Here is a 24237-nt window from a genome sequence, read left to right as displayed (position 1 = left end):
CTCCGAGGAGTGCGGGCCGGTTCCGTGCAGGCCGCCTAACGACCGCGCAGCGTGCGGTACTTGCGCACCAGGGCGGCGGTGGAGCTGTCCAGCTGCCCGGCATCCTTGCCCGGGGCGATTTCGGTGAGGAGCGGCTCGATCTTCTTGGCGAGGACCTTGCCGAGTTCGACGCCCCACTGGTCGAAGGAGTCGATGTTCCAGATCGCACCCTGGACGAACACCTTGTGCTCGTAGAGGGCGATCAGCTGGCCCAGCACGGACGGCGTGAGGGTGTCCGCGAGGATCGTCGTCGTCGGGTGGTTGCCGCGGAACGTCTTGTGCGGCACCAACTTCTCGGCGACGCCCTCCGCCCGTACCTCGTCGGGTGTCTTGCCGAAGGCCAGGGCCTGCGTCTGGGCGAAGAAGTTCGCCATCAACAGGTCGTGCTGGGCCTCCAGACCGGACGTCAGGTCGTCGACCGGCCTGGCGAAGCCGATGAAGTCGGCGGGGACGACCTTCGTACCCTGGTGCAGCAACTGGTAGTAGGCGTGCTGGCCGTTGGTCCCGGGGGTGCCCCAGACGACCGGACCCGTCTGCCAGTCGACCGGATTGCCTTCGCGGTCCACGGACTTGCCGTTCGACTCCATGTCCAGCTGCTGGAGGTAGGCGGTGAACTTCGAGAGGTAGTGCGAGTACGGCAGCACGGCGTGCGCCTGCGCGTCGAAGAACGCGCCGTACCAGACGCCCAACAGCCCCAGCAGCAGCGGGATGTTCTGCTCCGGCGGGGCGGTCCGGAAGTGCTCGTCGATCAGATGGAACCCACCGAGCATCTCCCGGAAGCGGTCCGGGCCGATCGCGATCATCAGGGAGAGCCCGATGGCCGAGTCGTAGGAGTACCGACCGCCGACCCAGTCCCAGAACTCGAACATGTTGGCCGTGTCGATACCGAAGTCGGCGACCTTCTCGGCGTTCGTCGACAGGGCGACGAAGTGTTTGGCCACCGCTCCCGCGTCGGCCCGCAGACCGGTCAGCAGCCAGTTGCGCGCGGAGGTGGCATTGGTGATGGTCTCGATGGTCGTGAAGGTCTTCGAGGCGATGATGAAGAGCGTCTCGGCCGGGTCCAGGTCCCTGACCGCCTCGTGCAGGTCGGCGCCGTCGACATTGGAGACGAAGCGGAACTGCAGCTCGCGTGCGGTGAACGAGCGCAGGGCCTCGTACGCCATCGCGGGGCCCAGGTCGGAGCCGCCGATGCCGATGTTGACGACGGTCCGGATGCGCTTGCCGGTGTGGCCCGTCCACTCCCCCGACCTCACCTTGTCCGCGAAGCCGGCCATCTTGTCGAGTACCGCGTGCACGGCCGGCACGACGTTCTCCCCGTCGACCTCGATCACCGCGTCACGCGGGGCACGCAGTGCGGTGTGCAGCACCGCGCGGTCCTCGGTGGTGTTGATCTTCTCGCCGTGGAACATCGCGTCACGCAGACCGGCCACCCCGGCGGCAGCGGCCAGCTCACGGAGCAGGCCCAGCGTCTCGTCGGTCACCAGGTGCTTGGAGTAGTCGAGATACAGATCGCCCGCCCGGAGGGTGTATGCCGTCCCTCGCTCGGGGTCTCTGTCGAACAGCTCCCGCAGACGCGCGTCGCCCAGTTGCTCCCGGTGCTTGCCCAGCGCGGTCCATTCGGGCATCTGGTTGAGCCTGGTACGGCCTTCTGCGTTCATCTCGGGCATCGGTCCATTCTTCTCGTACCTGCGTACATACCCCGCTGTCCGTCCAACCTAATTGATCTGGCGGTTGAAGACCGTGGGCGGCACCCGCAACGCACTCCGGCCGGACCCCCGAGGAGGTCCGGCCGGATGTGGTGTGTTCAGATCTCGCCGCGCAGTTTGGCGAGCGCTTCGGCGAGGATCGCCTCACCGTCCGCGTCGCTGCGCCGCTCCCGCACATACGCGAGGTGCGTCTTGTACGGTTCGGTGCGCGGCGGGGCCGGTGGATTGTCGCGGTTCTGGCCGGCCGGGAACCCACAGCGCGGACAGTCCCAGGTGTCCGGAACCTGCGCGTCGCTGGCGAAGCTCGGCTGCGTCTCGTGCCCGTTCGAGCACCAGAACGAGATGCGGAGACGCGGTGCTGACTCGCCTCGCTCGGCCTCCCCCATCGGGCCCGCTCCAACCCGGCTTCCCCGGATCGCGTTGCCACTTGCCACGGTCGTAACTCCCTGCGTGATGGTGCTCGAAGATGCCCCAGTCTACGGAAGGCCCAACGCGCGTCCAGTGATTGGAGTTACACCCCCGCACCGAAACGCGGAGAACGCAAGATGCCGGTAGGTCAGCGGTTCAGCTTCATCAGCAGACCCAGTACGACAATGCACGCGAACCACCCGATGCCGAGCACCACGGTGATGCGGTCGAGGTTGCGCTCGGCGACCGAGGAGCCGCCGACGGACGACTGCATGCCGCCACCGAACATGTCGGAGAGGCCGCCGCCCTTTCCCTTGTGCATCAGCACCAGCAGCATCAGCAGCAGGCTGAAGACGATCAGGGCGATCGAGAACCCCATAATCACGGCTGGACCAACTTCCTCGGAGCTCAATACGGACATCGGGGCCGGACGGCTGTTGTCAGCCGTCTCGGCCCCGCAAGGGTACGACGGATCCGCGCTACCGCATACTCACTGGTCGCGGAACCGGACGATCTTGACGAACTCGTCGGCGTCCAGAGCGGCGCCGCCGATCAGCGCACCGTCCACATCCGGCTGCGCCATGATCGCGGCGACGTTCCCGGACTTCACCGAGCCGCCGTACTGGATGCGGACCTTGTCGGCCAGCTCCTGCGAATACAGCTCGGCCAGCCGCGCGCGGATCGCTCCGCAGACCTCCTGCGCGTCCTCGGGGGTGGCCACCTCACCGGTGCCGATCGCCCAGACCGGCTCGTAGGCGATCACGATCGACTCGGCCTGCTCGGCCGGGATGTCCTTGAGGCCCCCGTCGAGCTGCCCCAGCGTGTACGCGACCTGGTTGCCGGCCTTGCGGATGTCCAGGCCCTCGCCGACACACAGGATCGGGGTGAGACCGTGCCGGTAGGCGGCCTTGACCTTGGCGTTGCAGATCTCGTCGTTCTCGGCGTGGTACTGCCGGCGCTCGCTGTGCCCGATTGCCACGAAGGTGCACTTCAACTTGGCCAGCATGGGTCCGGAGATCTCGCCGGTGTAGGCGCCCGAGTCGTGCGCCGAGACGTCCTGGGCGCCGTACTTGATCTTCAGTTTGTCACCGTCGACCAGGGTCTGGACGGAACGCAGGTCCACGAAGGGCGGCAGGACCGCCACCTCCACCGCGTCGTAGTCCTTGTCGGTGAGACCGAAGGAGAGCTTCTGGACGTGCGCGATGGCCTCGAGGTGGTTGAGGTTCATCTTCCAGTTGCCCGCCATCAGCGGCGTGCGGCCTTGATCGTTGATGCTCATTGGGTTCAGCCCTCCAGTGCGGCGAGGCCGGGAAGCGTCTTGCCCTCGAGATACTCGAGACTCGCGCCGCCACCGGTCGAAATATGTCCGAATTCGTTTTCGTCGAAGCCCAGGATGCGGACCGCCGCGGCGGAATCGCCGCCGCCGACGACCGTGAACGCGGGGCTGTCGAGCAGCGCCTGCGCCACGGCCCTGGTGCCGTCCGCGTAGTCCGGGTGCTCGAAGACGCCCATCGGGCCGTTCCAGAAGACGGTGGCCGCGTCGGCGAGCTTCGAGGCGTACAGCTTGTTGGTCGCGGGACCGTTGTCCAGGCCCATCTGGCCGGCCGGGATCGCGTCCGCCGCCACAGTGGCGGGGTGGGTCGCGGCCTTGGCCTTGAGGTCCGGGAACTGCTCGGAGACCACGACGTCGACGGGGAGCACGAACTCCACGCCCTTCTCCTTGGCGCGCTCGAGGTACTCCAGCACCACCGGGATCTGGTCCTCCTGGAGGAGGGAGCTGCCGACCTCGTGGCCCTGGGCCTTGAGGAAGGTGTAGGCCATACCGCCGCCGATGAGGATGCGGTCGGCCCGCTCCAGCAGGTGGTCGATCACACCCAGCTTGTCGGAAACCTTGGCGCCGCCGAGCACCACCGCGTACGGACGCTTGACGTCCGATGTCAGCTTCTTGAGCACCCCGACCTCGGTGGCGATGAGGTAGCCCGCGGCGTGCGGAAGCCGGGCGGGGAGGTCGAAGACGGACGCGTGCTTGCGGTGCACAGCTCCGAAGCCGTCGCCGACATACACATCGGCCAGCTCGGCCAGCTGGTCCGCGAAGGCGCCGCGTTCCGCGTCGTCCTTCGAGGTCTCGCCGGCGTTGAAGCGGAGGTTCTCGATGACGGCGACCCGGCCGTCGGTGAGAGCGGCGACCGTGGCGCGGGCGGAGGCGCCGACCGTGTCGGTCGCGAACGCGACGTCGGCGCCGAGGAGTTCGCCGAGACGGGCGGCGGCCGGGGCGAGCGAGAACGCCGGGTCCGGTGCGCCCTTGGGGCGGCCGAGGTGGGAGGCGACGACGACGCGCGCGCCGGCCTCGGCGAGTTTGGCCACCGTCGGCTGGACGGCACGGATCCGGCCGTCGTCGGTGATGGTGGTGCCGGAGAGCGGCACATTGAGGTCGGCGCGGACGAATACCCGCTTGCCCGCGACCCCTTCGGCGAGAAGTTCGTCGATGGTCTTCATGAGTTCCTGGACTCCTTGGACAATCCGGACAGGCAACAGATCGGGACAGGCGACGGGGCCCGGCCGCGCTTCCTTGCGCGGTCCGAGCCCCGTGCTCACATCGAGGTGTCTACCTGCTGATCAGAGCTGGCCGCCGACGAAGACGGTCAGGTCGACCAGACGGTTCGAGTAGCCCCACTCGTTGTCGTACCAGCCGATGACCTTGACGTTCTTGCCCTGGACCATGGTCAGGGAGGAGTCGAAGGTGCAGGAGGCCGGCCAGTTGACGATGTCGGAGGAGACGATCGGGTCCTCGGTGTAGTCGAGGAGACCCTTGAGCTGACCCTCGGACGCCTTCTGGAACGCGGCGTTGACCTCGTCCTTGGTCACCTCGCGCTCCAGCTCGATGACGAGGTCGGTGACCGAGCCGGTCGGAACCGGGACGCGCATCGCGATGCCGTCGAGCTTGCCCTCGAGCTCCGGGATGACCAGTGCGGTGGCCTTGGCGGCACCCGTGGTGGTCGGGATGATGTTCTCGGCTGCGGCGCGGGCGCGACGCAGGTCCGAGTGCGGGTAGTCCAGGATGCGCTGGTCGTTGGTGTACGCGTGGACCGTCGTCATCATGCCCTTGACGATGCCGAAGTTCTCCAGGAGAACCTTGGCCATCGGCGCCACACAGTTGGTGGTGCAGGAGGCGTTCGAGATGACGTGGTGGTTGGCCGCGTCGTACTTGTCCTGGTTGACACCCATCACGATGGTGATGTCCTCGCCCTTGGCCGGAGCCGAGATGAGGACCTTCTTGGCGCCGCCCGCGATGTGCTTCTCGGCGTCGGCCTTCTTCGTGAAGAAGCCGGTCGACTCGATGACGATGTCGACGCCCAGCTCACCCCAGGGGATTTCGGCCGGGTTGCGCTCGGACAGCACCTTGATGGTGTGGCCGTCGACGGTGATGGTGTCTGCGGTGTGCGAGACGTCGGCCTTGAGACGGCCGAGGATGGTGTCGTACTTCAGCAGGTGGGCGGTGGTCGCAGTGTCACCCAGGTCGTTGACAGCCACGATCTCGATGTCCGCACCCTGCTCCAGCAGCGCGCGGAAGTAGTTGCGCCCGATGCGGCCAAAGCCGTTGATGCCTACGCGGATCGTCACGAACCGATCTCCTCGTTGGTACGCCGGGTTTCGACGCCACGGCGAGTTGTATGGGATGTCCCCGACCGCCTCCGACCCTACCTCTCCGGAGCCCTCAGGGTCATATCGAACATGTCCGTACGGAAATCCGCACACGGGCCGCCGACCCGTACCCACCAGTAGAAATACGGATCGCGGCGCCGCGCGCGTGCCCGGCCGTTCGCCTCGCGCGCCGTCGGCCGGCTCAGCCGACCAGACTGTCGTCCAACTCCTCGGAGAGCGTCGACTCGGTGCCGGGGATGCCCAGGTCCTGGGCCCGCTTGTCCGCCATCGCCAGCAGCCGGCGGATACGGCCGGCCACGGCGTCCTTGGTCAGCGGCGGATCGGCCAGCGCGCCCAGTTCCTCCAGGGACGCCTGCTTGTGCTCCATCCGCAGGCGGCCCGCCGCCGCGAGATGCTCGGGTACCTCGTCGGCGAGGATCTCCAGCGCTCGCTGCACCCGGGCACCGGCGGCGACCGCGGCCCGTGCCGAACGGCGCAGGTTGGCGTCGTCGAAGTTGGCGAGGCGGTTCGCCGTGGCGCGGACCTCGCGGCGCATGCGCCGCTCCTCCCAGGCCAGCACCGACTCGTGCGCACCGAGCCGGGTCAGCAGGGCGCCGATGGCGTCGCCGTCCCGGACGACGACCCGGTCCACGCCTCGCACTTCACGTGCCTTCGATGCGATCTGCAGTCTGCGGGCCGCACCCACCAGGGCGAGCGCCGCCTCGGGACCGGGGCAGGTCACCTCCAGCGAGGACGAGCGGCCCGGCTCGGTGAGCGAACCGTGAGCCAGGAAGGCGCCGCGCCAGGCCGCCTCCGCGTCGCAGGTGGCCCCCGAGACCACCTGCGGGGGGAGGCCGCGAATCGGACGGCCACGGCCGTCCACCAGGCCCGTCTGACGCGCCAACTGGTCGCCGCCGGCCACCACCCTGACGACGTAGCGGCTGCCTCTGCGCAGTCCGCCGGGGGCCATCACGATCAGTTCGGAGTTGTGCCCGAAGATCTCCAGGATGTCCCGCTTGAGCCTGCGCGCCGCCATCGCGGTGTCCAGCTCCGCCTCGATCACGATCCGGCCGCTCACCAGGTGCAGACCGCCGGCAAACCGAAGAATCGCCGAGACCTCCGCCTTCCTGCAGCAGGTCCGGGTGACGGGAAGCCGGGAAATTTCGTCCTTCACCGCTGCCGTCATCGCCATGGGCCGATCCTTCCATGCATCCGAAAAATACGGTCGTACGCGGCGGCCAGCAGCTCCCGGTCATGCGTCGGGGAGCCATCGGGCGAGGCCACGGGCGCCAGCTCGACCGTCGCGCCGAGCCGCTTGGCGGCTTCGACGAGAGATGCACGGTCGGGCACGGCGGCCTCATCGGCCAGCACCACGTCCAGGGCGAGTTTAGGGGCGTGTCGGGCCAAAACCTCCAAATGACGCTGCGGTGAGAAGCCATCGGTTTCACCGGGTTGCGGCGCGAGGTTGAGCGAGAGGACTTTGCGGGCCTTTGTCTCGATCAGTGCGTCCAGCAGTTCGGGCACCAGAAGATGGGGGATGACCGAGGAGAACCAGGAGCCGGGGCCGAGCACCACCCAGTCCGCGTCGAGCACCGCGGCGACGGCCTCCGGGACAGCCGGCGGGTCGTTCGGGACGAGATGCACGGACTGCACCTCGCCGGGGGTGAGCGCGACCGTGGCCTGCCCGCGGACGGTGTCGACGTCGTCGGGCCGGTCCGGGTCGTGACCGCGCACCAGCGCCTGGAGCTCCAGCGGCACCGCGGACATCGGCAGCACCCGGCCGTGTGCGCCGAGCAGCTTTCCGACCAGGTCGAGGGCCTGTACGTGGTCGCCCAATTGCTCCCAGAGCGCCACGATCAGCAGATTGCCGACCGCGTGTTCGTGCAGGCCACCGTGGGACTGAAAGCGGTGCTGGATGACGCGCGCCCAGGTCTGGCCCCAGTCGTCGTCCCCGCACAGCGCGGCGAGCGCCTTGCGCAGATCGCCGGGCGGCAGCACGCCCAGCTCCTCACGGAGCCGGCCGCTGGAGCCGCCGTCGTCCGCGACGGTGACCACCGCGGTGACGTCGCCGGTGATGCGGCGCAGCGAGGCGAGCGAGGCGGACAGGCCCATCCCGCCGCCGAGGGCGACGACCTTCGGCTGGGCGCCACGCCGTGCCCGGCCGGGAACCAGCCGCACCCGGCGCAGCTTGGGTGTCGTCCGGCCTGTCACTCGCGCCCCATGTCGCGGTGGACGAGCACCGTCTCGATCCCTTCCGAGGCCAGCCGGCCGGCGAGCTTCTCGGACATCGCCACCGAGCGGTGCTTCCCGCCGGTGCAGCCGACCGCGATGGTCACATAACGCTTGCCCTCACGGCGGTAGCCGTTGGCGATGATCTGGAGCAGCTCGCTGTACTGGTTGAGGAACTCCTTGGCGCCGGGCTGGTTGAAGACGTAGGCGGAGACCTCCTCGTTGAGCCCGGTGAAGGGGCGCAGTTCCGGGACCCAGTGCGGGTTGGGCAGGAAGCGGCAGTCGACGACCAGGTCGGCGTCGACCGGCAGACCGTACTTGTAACCGAACGACATGACGGTGGCCCGCAGCTCGGGCTCTTCCTCGCCGGCGAACTGGGCGTCCATCTTGGCGCGCAGTTCGTGCACGTTCAGGCTGGAGGTGTCGATCACCAGGTCGGCATCGCCGCGCAGCTCGCGCAGCAGATCGCGCTCGGCGGCGATGCCGTCGGTGATCCGGCCGTCGCCCTGCAGCGGGTGCGGCCGGCGGACCGACTCGAAACGGCGCACCAGAGCGTCGTCGGAGGACTCCAGGAAGACGATCCGCCGGGTGACCTGCTTGGAGTCGAGGTCGGCGAGGGATTCCCGGAGATTGTCGAAGAAGCGGCGGCCGCGGACGTCGACGACGACGGCGATACGGGCCACGTTGCCCTGCGAGCGGGCGCCCAGCTCCACCATGGTGGGGATCAGGGCGGGCGGCAGGTTGTCGACGACGAACCAGCCGAGGTCCTCCAGACATTTGGCAGCGGTGGAACGCCCCGCACCGGACATCCCGGAGATGATCACCAGCTCCGGGATGGCCGCTTCGGTGGCCTCGGCCGGTGTACCCGTGCCCGCGCTGCCCGTACTCACGTGTGCTCCGTCCCGTTCCTGCTCGTCATTCATCGGTGCTGTCCCCGTTGTCTTCCATGATCTCTCCTGTCGCCGTGTTCACGGCGGGTGCGGCCGGGGCCGCCTGTGCCAGGGCCACGGCCACGGTCTCGGCCGTCTTGCGGCCTATCCCGGGAACTTCGCAGATCTCCTCGATTGTCGCCTGTTTCAGCTTCTTCACCGAACCGAAGTGCTTGATCAGCGACTGCTTCCTGGTCTCGCCGAGACCGGCGACCGAGTCCAGCGGACTCGACTTGAAACGCTTGGCGCGTTTGGCCCGCTGGTAGGTGATGGCGAAGCGATGCGCCTCGTCACGCACCCGCTGGAGGAGGTAGAGCCCTTCGCTCGATCGGGGCAGCACCACCGGGTCCTCGTCATCGGGCAGCCAGACCTCTTCGAGACGCTTGGCGAGGCCACAGACGGCGACATCGTCGATGCCCAGCTCCTCGAGAGCTCGCTCGGCCGCCGCCACCTGGGGGCGGCCGCCGTCGACCACGACCAGTTGCGGAGGGTAGGCGAACCGCTTGGGCCGGCCGTCCTCCTCGACCGAGTCGGCCGTCTGCTCCTCGGTCCACTCCCCCGTCTTCTCCTTGTCCTGCAGATAACGCCGGAAGCGCCGGGTGATCACCTCGTGCATGGAGCGGACGTCGTCCTGGCCTTCGAAGCTCTTGATCTGGAAGCGGCGGTACTCGCTCTTACGGGCCAGGCCGTCCTCGAAGACCACCATGGAGGCCACCACGTCGTCGCCCTGCAGATGGGAGATGTCGTAGCACTCGATGCGCAGCGGCGCGCTGTCCAGGGCCAGTGCCTCGGCGATCTCCTCCAGCGCCCGCGAACGGGTGGTGAGGTCGGACGCCCGCTTCGTCTTGTGCAGCACCAGGGCCTGCTGGGCGTTGCGCTGGACCGTCGTCATCAGGTCCTTCTTGTCGCCGCGCTGCGGGATGCGCAGGGAGACCTGGGAGCCGCGCCGGCCCGCGAGCCACTGGGTGACGGCCACGGCCTCCTCGGGCAGGGCGGGGACCAGCACTTCCTTGGGCACCGCGTCGCCCTTCTCCTCGCCGTACAGCTGCTGGAGCGCATGCTCCACCAGGCCGGCGGTGTCCACGGCCTCGACCTTGTCGGTCACCCAGCCGCGCTGGCCGCGGACCCGGCCTCCTCGGACGTGGAAGATCTGCACGGCGGCCTCGAGTTCGTCCTCGGCCACGGCGATCAGATCGGCGTCGGTGGCGTCGTTGAAGACGATGGCGTTCTTCTCGAGGGCGCGCTTGAGCGCTTCTATGTCGTCGCGCAGCCGGGCCGCCTTCTCGTACTCCATCTCCTCGGCGGCCCGGTGCATGTCCTGCTCGATGCGGCGGATGTACGCGCCGGTGCGGCCGGCCATGAAGTCGCAGAACTCCTCGGCCAGTTCGCGGTGTTCCTCGGGGGTGACCCGGCCGACGCACGGCGCCGAGCACTTGCCGATGTAGCCGAGCAGACACGGCCGCCCGATCTGGGCGGAGCGCTTGAACACCCCGGAGGAGCAGGTGCGTACCGGGAAGACCCGCAGCATCAGGTCGACCGTCTCGCGAATGGCCCAGGCGTGGCCGTAAGGACCGAAATATCGCACCCCCTTCTTCTTGGGGCCCCGCATCACCTGGACCCGCGGGAACTCCTCGTTGAGGGTCACGGCGAGGGACGGGTAGCTCTTGTCGTCGCGGTACTTGACGTTGAAGCGGGGGTCGAACTCCTTGATCCAGGAGTATTCGAGCTGCAGCGCCTCGACCTCGGTCCCGACGACGGTCCACTCCACGGAGGCTGCTGTGGTGACCATCGTGCGGGTGCGCGGATGCAGATGGGCCAGGTCCTGGAAGTACGAGGACAGGCGCGGGCGCAGGCTCTTCGCCTTCCCGACGTAGATCACCCGGCGGTGCTCGTCGCGGAATTTGTAGACCCCCGGCGAGTCGGGGATCTGTCCCGGCTTGGGGCGGTAACTGGAGGGGTCTGCCATGTCTCCCACCCTACTGGCGGGGACTGACACCGTGAGGTCACTGCGTGGAGTCCGGCGGTCACGCCTTCCGGTCGGGACCCGCGATCAGCTTGCCACCGACAACCTTGACCGGAACCTTGGAGAGTGGACGGTCGGCCGGCCCGTGCAGCACCTTGCCGCTGGTGACGTCGAACCGGCTGCCGTGGCAGGGGCAGATGCCCACTTTGCCCTCGATCTTTTCCAGCGGACAGTTCTGGTGGGTGCAGCGGGACCAGAGCGCTTTGTACTCGTCGGTGCTCGGGCGGCTCACGAGCAGGAACTCGTCGCGGTAGTACTTGACGCCGCCGACCGGTACCGCGTCCGCCGCGCCGAGGTCGACCGGCTTGTCCGGTCCTGTCGACGTGCCGCCACCGACCGAGCAGGCGGTGAGCCCGAGCCCGGCGGCCCCCGCGAGAGCGGCTCCCCTGAGGACGCTACGGCGGGCGGGGGGCAGATCGGACATGGTGGCTCCTTGCTCCATTGCTCTCCCAGCCCCGGATTGCTCTGTCGCAGTCCCAGTCGCAGTCGCTCTCGCCGGGGCAGGCATGCGCAGGCAGGCTGACGGGCTCGACGATACCGGCGCACATGCGGGACACTTCCGGCGCCCTCCCGTGACGTTTACGGCTCGGGGATCTTCGGCTAGTTTCGGTCGCTGTGATAACCGTCGCCGGAGAATCCCTGATCGACCTGGTGCCGCAGGCCGCCGCCGCACCCGGCGAGCCGCTGCCCGCGCTGCTGCCGCGGCCGGGCGGCGGCCCGTACAACACCGCCGTGGCCCTGGGACGGATGGGGGCCCCGGTGAGTTTCTGCTCCCGGGTCTCCACGGACGGATTCGGTGAGGCGCTGCTCGACGGGCTGCGGACCGCGGGGGTGGACCTTTCCCTGGTACAGCGCGGGCCCGAACCGACGACGCTGGCGGTGGCAGCGCTGGATGCCGGTGGCTCGGCCGGGTTCGGCTTCTACGCGGAGGGCACCGCGGACCGGCTCTTCGAGCTGCCCGGGTCGCTCCCGGCCGGTGTCCGGGCGCTGTCCATCGGCACGTGTTCGCTGGTGCTGGAACCCGGCGCGACCGCTTACGAGGCGCTGCTGCGGCGGGAGTCCGCGCGCGGCGTGTTCACTCTGCTCGACCCGAACATCCGGGCCGGGTTGATCCCGGACGCCGACGCCTACCGGAAGCGGTTCGGGGAGTGGCTTCCCCATGTGACGGTGCTGAAGCTGTCCGAAGAGGACGCGCAGTGGCTGGGCGGCACGCCGCAGGAGTGGCTGGCCGCGGGTCCGGAGGCGGTGGTGATCACCCGGGGCGGTGCCGGGCTGACCGTACGGACCAGGACGGGCGACGTTTTCGCCGCCCCCGGCGTACCGGTCGATGTGGTGGACACGATCGGCGCGGGCGACACGGTCAATGCGGCGCTGCTGCACAGCCTCGCCGAGCGGGACGCCCTGTCGGCGCGGGCAACGGCCGCGCTCTCCGGCGCCGACTGGGCCGAGGTGCTCGGGTACGCCGCCAGGGCGGCGGCGGTGACCTGCTCACGGGCCGGGGCGCAGCCGCCCTACCCGCACGAGCTGACCGACTGCTAGGACGGGATGCCGCACGCGCGGACCACGGTGGTGACGGCCGGGCCGGGGCCGCCGTGGCAGAAAACCACGGGCGGCCCGGCACCGCGGCGCTCGGCCCAGAGGCGAGCGCCGTCGTCTGTCCTTACGGTCTCCGCGCTCAAGAGGCCCGGCGGGTACGGGTCGCTCGCTTGGAGGCCGCCGTCTTCTGGGCAGGCACGGCCTTGGACGCGACCGCCTTGGTGGGCGATGCCTCCGCGGCGGAAGCTTTCGCGGCTGCCGCCTTCCTCGTAGGCGCCTTTGTCGTAGGCGCCTTCTTCGTCGGTGCCTTCTTCGTGGGCGCCTTCCTGTTGTGCGGGGTCGCGTCGCTGATCCGCTCGGCGTCGAGGATGTCGCGCAGGAACTTTCCGGTGTGGCTGGCCGGGATACCGGCGACCTGTTCCGGGGTGCCCTCGGCGATGACCAGGCCACCGCCGCTGCCACCCTCGGGGCCCATGTCGATGACCCAGTCCGCGGTCTTGACGACGTCCAGGTTGTGCTCGATGACGACCACCGAGTTCCCCTTGTCGACCAGACCGGACAGCACATTGATGAGCTTGCTGATGTCCTCGAAGTGCAGTCCGGTCGTGGGCTCGTCCAGCACATACACGGTGCGCCCGGTGGAGCGCTTCTGGAGCTCGCTCGCCAGCTTCACCCGCTGCGCCTCGCCGCCCGACAGGGTCGGCGCGGACTGACCGAGGCGGACATACCCGAGGCCGACCTCATGGAGGGTGCGCAGATGGCGCGCGATCGTCGGAACGGCCTCGAAGAAGTCCAGGCCCTCCTCGATCGGCATGTCGAGGACCTCGGCGATGGACTTGCCCTTGTAGTGGACCTCCAGTGTCTCCCGGTTGTAGCGCGCCCCGTGGCAGACCTCGCAGGGAACGTACACATCCGGCAGGAAGTTCATCTCGATCTTGATCGTGCCGTCGCCCGAGCAGTTCTCACAGCGACCGCCCTTGACGTTGAAGGAGAAGCGGCCGGGCAGATAGCCGCGGACCTTCGCCTCCATCGTCTCCGCGAAGAGCCGGCGGACGTGATCGAAGACACCGGTGTAGGTCGCCGGGTTGGAGCGGGGGGTGCGGCCGATGGGCGACTGGTCGACATGGACCACCTTGTCGACGAGGTCGTCGCCGTCCACCCGGGTGTGCCTGCCGGGCACCGTACGGGCACCGTTGAGCTCACGCGCCAGGTGGGTGTAGAGGATGTCGTTGACCAGGGTGGACTTTCCGGAGCCGGAGACTCCGGTGACCGCGGTCAGCACGCCCAGCGGGAAGGACACATCGATGTCCTGGAGGTTGTTCTCACGGGCACCGTGCACCGTCAGCTGCCGGCCCGGATCCACCGGCCTGCGGACGTCGGGGATCGGGATCGACCTCTTGCCCGCGAGATACTGACCGGTCAGCGATTCCTGGTTGGCGAGCAGCTCCTTCAATGAACCGGAGTGCACCACCTTGCCGCCGTGCTCGCCGGCACCGGGGCCGATGTCGACCACCCAGTCGGCGACCTTGATGGTGTCCTCGTCGTGCTCGACGACGATGAGCGTGTTGCCCATGTCCCGCAGCCGGACCAGCGTCTCGATGAGCCGGTGGTTGTCACGCTGGTGCAGCCCGATGGACGGCTCGTCCAGGACGTACAACACGCCGACCAGTCCGGAGCCGATCTGGGTGGCCAGTCGGATGCGCTGTGCCTCACCGCCCGACAGAGTGCCCGCCGCCCGGTTCAGGGAGAGGTAGTCGAGGCCCACGTCGACCAGGAACTTCAGCCGTTCGTTGACCTCCTTGAGCACTCGCTCGGCGATCTTCTTGTCACGGGCATTGAGCTTCAGCCGACCCAGGAATTCGGCGCATTCACTGATCGACATGGCGGCGACCTCGGCGATGGACTTCTCCATCACGGTGACCGCGAGCACGATCGGCTTCAGCCGGGTGCCCTCACAGGTGGGGCAGGGCACCTCGCGCATATAGCCCTCGAAGCGCTCGCGGCTTGAGTCGCTCTCCGCCTCCGAGTGGCGGCGTTTGACGAACGGCACGGCCCCTTCGAAGGAGGTCGTGTAGGCACGCTCCCGGCCGTAGCGATTGCGGTAGCGGACCGCGATCTGGGTCTTGTGTCCGTACAGCAGGGCCTTCCTGGCGCGCTGCGGCAGGCCGGCCCACGGAATGTCCGTCCGGAACCCGAGCTCCTCGGCGAGCGCGCCGACCAGCCGGGCGAAGTACTCCTTGGTGTGGCCCAGCGACCACGGCGAGATGGCGCCCTCGTCGAGCGACTTGTCCTCGTCGGGAATGATCAGCTCGGGGTCCACCTCCATGCGTGTACCGATGCCGGTGCAGTCGGGGCAGGCGCCGAAGGGCGAGTTGAAGGAGAAGGAGCGCGGCTCCAGCTCCTCGAAGGACAGATCGTCGTAAGCGCAGTAGAGGTGCTCGGAGTACATCCGCTCACGCTCGGGATCGTCGGCCGGCAGGTCGACGAAGTCCAGGATGACCATGCCGCCCGCCAGGCCGAGTGCGGTTTCCACCGAGTCGGTCAGGCGTCGCTTCGCGCTGTCCTTCACCGTGAGGCGGTCGATGACCACCTCGATGGTGTGCTTCTCCTGCTTCTTGAGCGTGGGTGGTTCGGAAAGCTGGATGGTCTCGCCGTCCACCCGGGCCCGGCTGTAGCCCTTGGTCTGGAGATCGGAGAAGAGGTCCACGAATTCGCCCTTGCGCTCGCGCACGAGCGGCGAGAGCACCTGGAAGCGGCTGCCCTCGGGCAGCTCGAGCACCTTGTCGACGATGGCCTGCGGCGACTGGCGCGAGATGGGCCGGCCGCACTGCGGACAGTGCGGCTTGCCGATGCGTGCGAACAACAGGCGCAGGTAGTCGTAGACCTCGGTGATGGTGCCGACGGTCGAGCGCGGGTTGCGCGAAGTCGACTTCTGGTCGATGGACACCGCGGGCGAGAGACCCTCGATGAAGTCCACATCGGGCTTGTCCATCTGGCCGAGGAACTGCCGGGCGTACGAGGAGAGCGACTCGACATAGCGTCGCTGCCCCTCGGCGAAGATCGTGTCGAACGCGAGGGAGGACTTGCCCGATCCGGAGAGCCCGGTGAAGACGATCAGGGAGTCACGCGGGAGGTCGATCGAGACGTTTTTGAGGTTGTGCTCGCGAGCGCCACGAACGATGAGACGGTCGGCCACGCCGGTCCGCACCTTTCTGAGAGAAGAAGCAGGGGCGGAGCCCCCTTCCCAGGGTATGGGGGGCGCCTCAGCGATGTCTTGTGATCACCTGTTGGATGTCTCTCACGAGCCTATAGCACGTGCATTCGATTTACGGACTCCGGCGAACAGCTTCACCCGAAGGAGTGGGGGACCTATCGTCAGCAGCATGATCGATCACGCACGCGACCTGCAGTCCCTGGACGAGGCGACCGAGCGGCTCATCGCCGCCGTCACCGAACTGGACAACGCCGCGGTCTCCGAACCGTCACGGCTCCCCGGCTGGTCCCGCGGCCATGTACTGGCCCATATCGCCCGGAACGCCGATGCGCTCGGCAACGTTCTCGCCGGGCTGCCGATGTACGAGTCGGCCGAGGCCCGGGACGCCGACATCGAACGCGACGCCGCCCGGACGGCAGCCGTGCAGCTGGACGACGTGCGGGACAGCGCCGCACGCTTCCGCGCCGGGGCCGCTCTTCCCGCCGACTGGTCCCGCACCGTCACCCTGCGCAACGGTGTGACGGACTCGGCCGCCCTGATCCCCTTCCGGCGCTGGGCCGAGGTCGCCCTGCACCATGTCGACCTGGACATCGGCTATGAACTGCACGACCTGCCCGCGGAGTTCACCGAGCGGGAGATCGACTTTCTGCGGCAGCGCTTCTCCGCCGACCCCACCGTTGCCGAGGTCACCGGACCTCCCGTGGCGCTCCTGGGATGGCTGTCCGGCCGCAGCGACGGCAGAGGCCTCAAAGCCCCCGGTGACACCCTGCCCGTCCTCCCTCCGCTCTAGCGCCGCGCTCCCGGCAATAGACTCGGCAGCATGACGTACAGCGGAGTGGTGAAGGTCGGCGGCGGAGCGGACGTGCACGAGTTGACGGCTCTGATGATCTCCAAGGTCGCCGTCGGCCCGATGAACAACAACGCATATCTGCTGCGCTGCCGGACAACCGGTGAGCAGTTGCTCATCGACGCGGCCAACGACACCGGGACGCTGCTTCAGCTGATCGGCGACGACTCGATCGCTTCCGTGGTCACCACCCACCGGCACGGCGACCACTGGCAGTCGCTGGAGGCCGTCGTCGCGGCGACCGGCGCCCGCACCTACGCCGGGCGATACGACGCCGAAGGCATCCCGGTGCCCACCGATGTGCCGGTCGAGGACGGCGACACGATCAAGGTGGGCCAGGTCGCACTGACCGCCCGCCGGCTGATCGGTCACACCCCGGGCTCCATCGTGCTCGTGTACGACGATCCGCACGGCCACCCTCATGTCTTCACCGGGGACTGCCTCTTCCCCGGGGGAATCGGGAACACCTTCGAGGACCCCCGGGCCTTCACCAGCCTTCTGGACGGCGTCGAGGCGAAGCTCTTCGCCGAACTCCCCGACGAGACCTGGGTCTATCCGGGCCATGGGCACGACACCACGCTGGGCAGTGAGCGTCCACATCTCGGCGAGTGGCGCGCCCGCGGCTGGTGAAGCCCAGCCGGCTCCCCCCGGCGGGTGCGGCGTGACGCCCGATCGCCCGGCCCACCACGCGCCCCGCCACCGGGGGGCGTTCCCTCACCGTCCCGCGTCGATGCGCTCCTGTTCCGGTTCTTCTGTCGCCGCCTGCTTCCGGTTGGCCGCCAGGCTGGTGACGGTGGTGGTGATCAGGACGCCGCAGATCACAGCCAGCGAGACCGGTATGGAAATCTCGGGGACGTGCACCCCCGACTCGTGCAAAGCGTGCAGCAGTAGCTTGACTCCGATGAAGCCCAGGATCACCGACAGCCCGTAGCTGAGGTGAACGAGCTTGGTGAGCAGGCCGCCTATGAGGAAGTACAACTGCCGCAGGCCCATCAGCGCGAAGGCGTTGGCGGTGAAGACGATGTACGGGTCCTGGGTAAGGCCGAAGATCGCAGGGATCGAGTCCATCGCGAAGAGCACGTCGGTGGTGCCGATGGCGAGCATCACCACCATCAGCGGAGTCAGGACGCGCTTGCCGTTCCGCTGGATGAAGAGCTTGGTTCCGTGGTACCCGTCCGCAACTCCCAAGCGCTGTTCGATGGACTGCAGCAAGCGGCTCTCCTCGAACTCCGTCTCCTCCTCGCCGGAACGCGCCTCCTGGATGAGCTTCCAGGCGGTGTAGATCAGGAACGCGCCGAAGAGGAAGAACACCCACGAGAAGCTCGCGATGATCGCAGCTCCCGCCGCGATGAACACCGCACGCAGGACGAGAGCGATCAGTACGCCGAAGAGCAGCACACGCTGCTGGAGGTGGGACGGCACGGAGAACTTCGCCATGATCAGGATGAAGACGAAGAGATTGTCGACGCTCAGCGACTTCTCGGTGATGAAACCGGCGAAGAACTCGCCTGAGGCCCGGCTGTCTCCGAAAAGCAGCAGACCCAGTCCGAACAAGCCGGCCAGCCCGATCCAGACCGCCGTCCAGATCCCGGCTTCCTTGATCGCGACGTCATGGGGCTTGCGCCCGATGACGAAGTCGACCGCGATCAGTGCGCCCAGACCAAGAATGGTCAGTGCCCACAGGGTCAGGGAAACATTCATCACGCCTCCGGCGATTGCTACGGCTACTTGATCAGCGTCGTGGCTACCGGAGGTCTTCTCCACCCGCGCCGCTCCACCGGCGCATTGGGCCGGCGCCCCGGGACCGGTGTCGGTCCGTATTGACGGGTACGCCGCACTCAGGGAGTACTCCCCTCCGCACAAACTAAGAGTACAGGAATAACCAAGAGAAGGTAAAGACGGGGCCAAAGCCTGTGCATGGAAGCGGGTCAGTGAACTGCCTCTGCAACCTGCAGGGGTTCAGCGGAGCCAGTATCGGCGAGCCTTCCCGACCTCACCGAGGACCTGCTGCAGCACCTGGCTGCCCGACGGCGCCAGCAGGGGTTCGTAGGTCCAGGCATGACCGACCCAGGGATCGGCGAGGTGATCGTCCGGCGTCGGGGTGATTCGCAGCAGCGCACGCCACAGCGGGTCGAGCAGCGGGCCGTACTCGGTCGCCTCCTCGCGGTCTGCAACCAACAACAGGTGGACACCGACGGACGGACCCTCGTCCGCGAGATAACGCAGCTGGGTGAGCGCCCGGTCGTCGAAGCCGTGCGGGAAGTCGTTCACGATCAGCAACTGCTCCCCGGTGTCCAGATCGGCCGGAAGGGAGTCGGCCGCACCGCCCCGCACCGCCATCTGCACCAGGTCCACCCGTTGGGTGAGCCGGGCCAGCACGGCGGCCACTCCTGGCGCGCCGGGCGCGGGCGGCTCATCGAGTGCGCCGGAGCGGACCAGCGGGGCGAGCGGACCGGCAGCCGAACCCGCCGGATCGATCACATGTACGGCAAACTCGCCCGCCGGGTAGACCGCAAGCAGCCGGACCGCGAGCGCCACGGCCGTATCCATGGCCCGGATACGCAGTTGTGCGGGATCCACCAGTGCGCCGGGGTCCGAGGTGGTGCGGCCGCTGTCGATCCACAGGCCGCGCTCCAGCGGCAACCGGACCAGCATCGGAATGCGCAGCTCGGGCCGTTCCGGAAGGTGCAGGTCTCCGACACGCACCGCCATCGGAATCTCCATCGGAACGCGGTAGCCGTGCCACACCGGGTTGTCCCATCGTGCGAAGGCCGGGGGCAGCGCCACCTCGACCACCTGGGACTCCGCCATGAGTTGGGCAAGATCACGGTCGAGCGCCGCCTGGGCCTGCGACAGCAGCTGGTCGCGCTTGGACCGGGCCTGTTCCCGGGCCCGGGTTCCGGCAGCGCCGATCCGGCTGCGCGGGACAGCGAGAGCCCGGTCGAGTTCCTGCTCCATCCGTGACTCCGCGAAGTCGACGGCGCTGCGGTACGCGGCGACCGTTCGGGCCAGGTCCTCGAACATGCCCCAGGTCTGGTTGTAGAGCCGCTCTTCCATCGACCACCCGTTGGCGTCGCCGGCGACCGGCGGAGCCGGCTGCCCCGGCCCGGCGGCCGACGCGGTGGGCGGCGGGGGTGGCGGCGCGGTCGTCGGCCGACGCGGGTGCGCGTAGTCGACCGGGCCTCCGCCGTCCGACGTCAGGGACCCGCCGGTACGGCTGCCCGGGAGTTGCCCCGGGGACGGCAGTGCGGGCGTGGTCGGCGGTAGGTTCTCGGGCCTGGCACCGGCCTGGCCCGTACGCACAGCCCGGCCGCCACTCTGCGTCGTAGGGGACGGGGGCGCCGCCACGGAGCGGGCCGAGCCGCTTGCCACGGCGTTCTCGATGGTCCGGGCGAGTTCACGGGCCTGCGCCACTCCCTGATCGGCGAGCATGTCGGCGAGCCCGCCGGCGTATCCCTGGCCGACCGCGCGGACCTTCCAGACTCCCTGCCGGCGGTAGAGCTCCAGCGCGACAACCGCGGACTCGGTGTCAAGACCGGTGACCGTGTAGCTGGCGACCTCCGCACCGTCCAGTCCTGTGACTGCCACGAAAGGCGCTGCCAAGGCGGCGAACGAAGCGGGGCCGCCGCTGCCGAGGGGCAGGGCAAGCAGCACGTTGACCCGGTGCACACCCTGCGGCAGCGCCTCCAGATCCACGGCCAGCCGATGATCGGCGGCAGCCTGCCGGGACACTTCGAGACCGGGCAGCTGCGGTGATCCCGGATGCGCGACCCATTCCGCCGAAGTGACCCGACCCTGCTCGTCAGCGAGCGTGGCCCCGGCCATGATCGGTTTCCCGGCCGATACCCGGATTTCCAGTCGGGTCCGGGGCAGGGGGTGATTCTGTCCCCGGACCAGCTCGGCTGTCATGGCCCGTGTCCCCTCGTCGTGTTGCCGTTCACGTGGTGCGATGCGGGCGCGCCGATGTGCTGCAGCTCCCGGCGGGATTCCGCCGGGAGCTGCTCGTCGGCCTCGCTGCCGGAGGTGGCGCGGGCCTACAGGTGCGGCAGGATGGCCGGCATCAGGTCCTGAAAGGTGCGGCCGTTGGCCGGGTTTCCGATAGCCGTCATCTGCCAGCCGCCGCCCGCACGGTGGACCTTGGCCATGATCTGGGCGGTGAACTGACCGCCGCCGTCAAGCGTGTACCTGGCGAGCTCGTCACCGTTGGTCTCGTCGACGATGCGGCAGAACGCGTTCTGCACCTCCTGGAACGTCTGGCCGGTGAAGGAGTTCACCGTGAAGACGATCTGGTCGATGTGCACCGGAACGCGCTGGAGGTCGACCAGGATGGCCTCGTCGTCACCGCCCTGGCCGGCGCCGCCGACCAGATTGTCGCCGGTGTGCTTCACCGAGCCGTCGTCGCTGACCAGGTGGCGGAAGAACACCACGTCCACCGGCTGCTTGTCGGCGAACAGCACCGCTGATGCGTCGAGGTCGATCTCGCGCGTGCGCGACCCGAAGAGCCCGCGGCGCGGCGCCGCCTGCCAACCGAGTCCCATCCGCACCGCGGTCAGGGTGCCACCGTCGTTCTTCTGCAGGCTGATGGCCTGCCCCTTGGTCAGGTTGACGCCAGGGCCCTTGGCAAAATTGGCCGTCACGCGCTGTCCCTTCTCCTGTTTCCCCACGTTTTACCCGCACCCTACGCAATCGGGCAGACGACAAAGGAGGCTCGGGCCGGTTTTGTTTCGTTGTTGCAACAAGGGGGTCAGGCGAGCCCGGCCTCCTTCATCTGGCGCAACTCCTTCTTCAGCTCACCGACTTCGTCACGCAACCGCGCTGCCACTTCGAACTGCAGATCAGCGGCCGCGGCCCGCATCCGCTCAGTCATCTCCTCGATGATCCCGGCAAGTTCGGCTGCGGGCCGGTCGGTGAGGTCCGGCTTCGCCCCCTTCGTCCCCTTCGCCCCCTTCGGCGCGGCGCCGCCCAGAGCAGGCACCGGAGTCCGGGCCTGCTTCCCGTCCTTTGCCTGGCGGTAACCGGTACCGAGAAGTTGCTCGGTGTCGACCTCCTCGCGCGCGATCGTCGCAACGATGTCGTTGATCTTCTTCCGCAGGGGCTGCGGGTCCAGACCGCGCTCCTCGTTGTACGCGGCCTGCTTCTCCCGGCGCCGGTTGGTCTCCTCGATGGCCTTCTCCATGGCCGGAGTGATCCGGTCGGCGTACATGTGGACCTGTCCGGAGACATTGCGGGCCGCACGGCCGATCGTCTGGATCAACGACGTCCCCGACCGCAGAAAGCCTTCCTTGTCCGCGTCGAGAATCGCGACCAGCGACACCTCGGGGAGGTCGAGCCCTTCCCGGAGCAGGTTGATGCCGACCAGTACGTCGTATTCTCCGGCCCTCAGTTCGCGCAGCAGCTCGATACGGCGGAGCGTGTCGACGTCGCTGTGCAGATACCGCACCTGGATACCCAGATTGAGGAAATAGTCGGTGAGGTCCTCGGCCATCTTCTTGGTGAGGGTGGTGACCAGAACCCTCTCGTCCTTCTCGGTGCGCATGCGGATCTCGTGCACCAGATCGTCGATCTGCCCCTCGGTGGGCTTGACGACGACCTCGGGATCCACCAAGCCGGTGGGCCGGATGATCTGCTCGACAAAGCCGTCACCGCGGGACAGTTCGTAGGCGCCGGGGGTGGCCGACAGATAGACCGTCTGGCCGATCCGCTGCTGGAACTCCTCCCACTTCAGCGGCCTGTTGTCCAATGCGGAGGGCAGCCGGAAACCGTGATCGACGAGGGTGCGCTTACGGGAGGCGTCTCCTTCGTACATCGCGCCGATCTGTGGAACCGTGACATGCGACTCGTCGAGCACCAGCAGGAAGTCTTCGGGGAAGTAGTCGATGAGCGTGTTGGGCGCGGTGCCGGGGTCGCGACCGTCGAAGTGCATCGAGTAGTTCTCAATACCGGAACAGCTGCCGATCTGGCGCAGCATCTCCAGGTCGTAGGTGGTTCGCATACGCAGTCGCTGGGACTCCAGCATCTTGCCCTGCTTGTCCAGCTCGGCGAGCCGGCCTTCAAGCTCCTTCTCGATCCCGTTGACCGCCTTTTCCATCCGCTCCGGGCCCGCCACGTAGTGGGTGGCGGGGAATACGTAGAGCGACTGATCCTCGCTGATGATCTCGCCGGTGAGCGGGTGCAGGGTGGACAGCGCCTCGATCTCGTCGCCGAACATCTCGATCCGGACAGCGAGCTCCTCGTACACCGGGAAAATCTCGATGGTGTCCCCGCGGACCCGGAAGGTGCCGCGGGTGAACGCCATGTCATTACGCGTGTACTGGATGTCCACGAATCGGCGCAGCAAGTCGTCCCGGTCGACCTCCTCGCCGACCTTCAGTGACACCATCCGGTCGACATACTCCTGCGGGGTCCCGAGGCCGTAGATGCAGGAGACCGAGGCGACGACGACCACGTCGCGGCGGGTCAGCAGCGAGTTCGTCGCCGAGTGGCGCAGCCGCTCGACCTCCTCGTTGATGGAGGAGTCCTTCTCGATGTAGGTGTCCGACTGCGGTACGTACGCCTCGGGCTGGTAGTAGTCGTAGTAGGACACGAAGTACTCGACGGCGTTGTTCGGGAGCAGCTCGCGGAACTCGTTCGCCAGCTGGGCGGCGAGCGTCTTGTTCGGAGCCATCACCAGGGTGGGCCGCTGAAGCTTCTCGATCATCCAAGCGGTGGTCGCCGACTTGCCGGTGCCTGTCGCTCCGAGCAGAACAACATCCTTCTCACCTGCACGAATGCGTTTCTCCAGCTCGGCGATGGCCGTCGGCTGGTCACCGCTGGGCTGATAGGGACTGACGACCTCGAAGGGCGCCACCGTACGTTCGATCTTGGAAACGGGCCGCATGCAACCACCGTACGACCCACCACCGACAATGGGCCCCGGTCCCGGTCCCGCGGGACGGTCGGCGAGCCGCCGTACGGTGGTGTCGTGGACAGCGACGGGCAGATCATCGAGTGGGCAGCGGTCGGCAGCGATATCGGGCCGCTGCTGCTCGCCGCGACCGGCAAGGGGCTGGTGCGGGTCGTCTTCCATGCGGGTGCCGACGTGCGCGCGAAGGCTCTGCGGCAGCTGGCTGCCCGGTTCGGCGCGCCTCCCGTCGAGGCCCCGGAATCCGCGCGGCTGGCCGAGCCCATAAGCCGGCTGGCGGCCTACTTCGCGGGAGAACTTCAGGAATTCGCGCTGCCGCTCGACTGGGCGCTGACCTCCGGCTTCAACCGGCAGGTATTGCGCGAACTGGCCACCGGGGTGCCCTATGGCTCCGTGGTGGGGTACGGCGACCTGGCACACCGAGTGAGGCAGCCCGGGGCGGCGCAGGCGGTGGGCGCGGCGATGGGGGCGAACCCCCTGCCGATCGTCGTGCCGTGCCACCGGGTCGTGGAGAGCGACGGTGGGCTGGGCGGCTTCGGCGGCGGCCTCGAGACGAAACGGCGGTTGCTGGCACTGGAGGGAGTTCTGCCGCAGCCTCTCTTCTGACCGTCTGACCGTCTGACCTCCTGGTGATCTCCCGGCCGGTCCGGTCGAGGAGCGGTTGAGCTGTGCTTCTGCTTCCCGGCCGACCCGTTGTCAGTGGCCCCGTTTAGCTTGGGATCACTGAAGATCAGCCGCACCGGCTGATCCGTGGGGAGAGGTG

Annotated in this window: 20 protein-coding genes; 4 read left to right on the top strand and 16 right to left on the bottom strand. The window is 68.1% G+C overall.

The window, feature by feature from the left end:
* Positions 1 to 35 precede the first annotated feature (35 nt).
* From pgi to AB0M87_RS22715, 11 genes are all read right to left on the bottom strand, one after another.
* The gene (gene pgi / locus AB0M87_RS22765; RefSeq protein WP_365855944.1) at positions 36 to 1697 is read right to left on the bottom strand and encodes a glucose-6-phosphate isomerase; all 1662 of its coding nucleotides are present in this window, start codon (positions 1695 to 1697) and stop codon (positions 36 to 38) included.
* Between the two features lie 146 nt (positions 1698 to 1843).
* Complete coding sequence (locus AB0M87_RS22760; RefSeq protein WP_365855699.1) at positions 1844 to 2179, bottom strand: RNA polymerase-binding protein RbpA; 336 nt, start codon at positions 2177 to 2179, stop codon at positions 1844 to 1846.
* 122 nt (positions 2180 to 2301) lie between these two features.
* Positions 2302 to 2532 carry a preprotein translocase subunit SecG gene (secG, locus tag AB0M87_RS22755; protein ID WP_365855697.1) on the bottom strand — a complete coding sequence of 77 codons (231 nt, stop codon included), beginning with the start codon at positions 2530 to 2532 and terminating at the stop codon, positions 2302 to 2304.
* Between the two features lie 111 nt (positions 2533 to 2643).
* On the bottom strand, positions 2644 to 3432 hold the full coding sequence (gene tpiA, locus AB0M87_RS22750; protein ID WP_365855695.1) for a triose-phosphate isomerase: 789 nt from the start codon (positions 3430 to 3432) through the stop codon (positions 2644 to 2646).
* A 5-nt stretch (positions 3433 to 3437) separates the two neighbouring features.
* A complete protein-coding gene (locus tag AB0M87_RS22745) occupies positions 3438 to 4649 on the bottom strand; it encodes a phosphoglycerate kinase (RefSeq protein ID WP_365855693.1) in 1212 nt (403 codons plus the stop codon).
* A 120-nt stretch (positions 4650 to 4769) separates the two neighbouring features.
* Entirely contained in the window at positions 4770 to 5774 is a 1005-nt protein-coding gene (gap, locus tag AB0M87_RS22740) for a type I glyceraldehyde-3-phosphate dehydrogenase (protein ID WP_365855691.1), read from the bottom strand.
* A gap of 223 nt (positions 5775 to 5997) precedes the next feature.
* The gene (whiA, locus tag AB0M87_RS22735) at positions 5998 to 6987 is read right to left on the bottom strand and encodes a DNA-binding protein WhiA (protein WP_365855689.1); all 990 of its coding nucleotides are present in this window, start codon (positions 6985 to 6987) and stop codon (positions 5998 to 6000) included.
* Entirely contained in the window at positions 6978 to 8006 is a 1029-nt protein-coding gene (gene yvcK / locus AB0M87_RS22730; protein ID WP_365855687.1) for a uridine diphosphate-N-acetylglucosamine-binding protein YvcK, read from the bottom strand. Before yvcK ends, whiA begins: the two co-directional genes overlap by 10 nt.
* Entirely contained in the window at positions 8003 to 8947 is a 945-nt protein-coding gene (rapZ, locus tag AB0M87_RS22725) for an RNase adapter RapZ (RefSeq protein ID WP_365855685.1), read from the bottom strand. Before rapZ ends, yvcK begins: the two co-directional genes overlap by 4 nt.
* On the bottom strand, positions 8940 to 10919 hold the full coding sequence (gene uvrC / locus AB0M87_RS22720) for an excinuclease ABC subunit UvrC (protein WP_365855683.1): 1980 nt from the start codon (positions 10917 to 10919) through the stop codon (positions 8940 to 8942). The genes rapZ and uvrC overlap by 8 nt, the downstream gene beginning before the upstream one ends.
* A gap of 58 nt (positions 10920 to 10977) precedes the next feature.
* Complete coding sequence (locus tag AB0M87_RS22715; RefSeq protein WP_365855681.1) at positions 10978 to 11400, bottom strand: Rieske (2Fe-2S) protein; 423 nt, start codon at positions 11398 to 11400, stop codon at positions 10978 to 10980.
* Between the two features lie 191 nt (positions 11401 to 11591).
* Between AB0M87_RS22715 and AB0M87_RS22710 the strand changes: the two genes are divergently transcribed.
* Complete coding sequence (locus AB0M87_RS22710) at positions 11592 to 12515, top strand: carbohydrate kinase (protein WP_365855679.1); 924 nt, start codon at positions 11592 to 11594, stop codon at positions 12513 to 12515.
* A 136-nt stretch (positions 12516 to 12651) separates the two neighbouring features.
* On the opposite strand, the gene uvrA is transcribed toward AB0M87_RS22710, so the two are convergent.
* Positions 12652 to 15708, bottom strand: coding sequence for an excinuclease ABC subunit UvrA (gene uvrA, locus AB0M87_RS22705; RefSeq protein ID WP_365855677.1), 3057 nt, complete (start codon positions 15706 to 15708; stop codon positions 12652 to 12654).
* A 187-nt stretch (positions 15709 to 15895) separates the two neighbouring features.
* Between uvrA and AB0M87_RS22700 the strand changes: the two genes are divergently transcribed.
* Positions 15896 to 16516 (top strand): maleylpyruvate isomerase family mycothiol-dependent enzyme, encoded by a 621-nt coding sequence (locus tag AB0M87_RS22700; RefSeq protein WP_365855675.1) that lies wholly within the window; start codon positions 15896 to 15898, stop codon positions 16514 to 16516.
* Positions 16517 to 16546: 30 nt separating this feature from the next.
* Entirely contained in the window at positions 16547 to 17203 is a 657-nt protein-coding gene (locus AB0M87_RS22695) for an MBL fold metallo-hydrolase (protein WP_365855673.1), read from the top strand.
* 84 nt (positions 17204 to 17287) lie between these two features.
* Here AB0M87_RS22695 and AB0M87_RS22690 read toward each other — a convergent pair whose 3' ends face one another.
* The 4 genes from AB0M87_RS22690 to uvrB all read right to left on the bottom strand — a co-directional run bounded on the left by AB0M87_RS22690 (position 17288) and on the right by uvrB (position 23450).
* Complete coding sequence (locus AB0M87_RS22690) at positions 17288 to 18274, bottom strand: TerC/Alx family metal homeostasis membrane protein (RefSeq protein WP_365855671.1); 987 nt, start codon at positions 18272 to 18274, stop codon at positions 17288 to 17290.
* Positions 18275 to 18532: 258 nt separating this feature from the next.
* Positions 18533 to 20482 carry a TerD family protein gene (locus AB0M87_RS22685; protein WP_365855669.1) on the bottom strand — a complete coding sequence of 650 codons (1950 nt, stop codon included), beginning with the start codon at positions 20480 to 20482 and terminating at the stop codon, positions 18533 to 18535.
* A 125-nt stretch (positions 20483 to 20607) separates the two neighbouring features.
* Complete coding sequence (locus AB0M87_RS22680) at positions 20608 to 21174, bottom strand: TerD family protein (protein ID WP_365855942.1); 567 nt, start codon at positions 21172 to 21174, stop codon at positions 20608 to 20610.
* Positions 21175 to 21317: 143 nt separating this feature from the next.
* Positions 21318 to 23450, bottom strand: a complete 2133-nt coding sequence (gene uvrB, locus AB0M87_RS22675) for an excinuclease ABC subunit UvrB (protein WP_365855667.1) — start codon at positions 23448 to 23450, stop codon at positions 21318 to 21320.
* Between the two features lie 84 nt (positions 23451 to 23534).
* Between uvrB and AB0M87_RS22670 the strand changes: the two genes are divergently transcribed.
* Positions 23535 to 24080 (top strand): methylated-DNA--[protein]-cysteine S-methyltransferase, encoded by a 546-nt coding sequence (locus tag AB0M87_RS22670; RefSeq protein ID WP_365855665.1) that lies wholly within the window; start codon positions 23535 to 23537, stop codon positions 24078 to 24080.
* The last annotated feature ends 157 nt before the right edge of the window (positions 24081 to 24237 follow it).

It is taken from the genome of Streptomyces sp. NPDC051320 (assembly GCF_040682175.1).
In the GTDB taxonomy this organism is placed as follows: Bacteria; Actinomycetota; Actinomycetes; order Streptomycetales; family Streptomycetaceae; genus Streptomyces.
The sequence above is the reverse complement of the archived record's forward strand: the minus strand, read 5'-3'. Positions and strand labels throughout refer to the sequence as shown.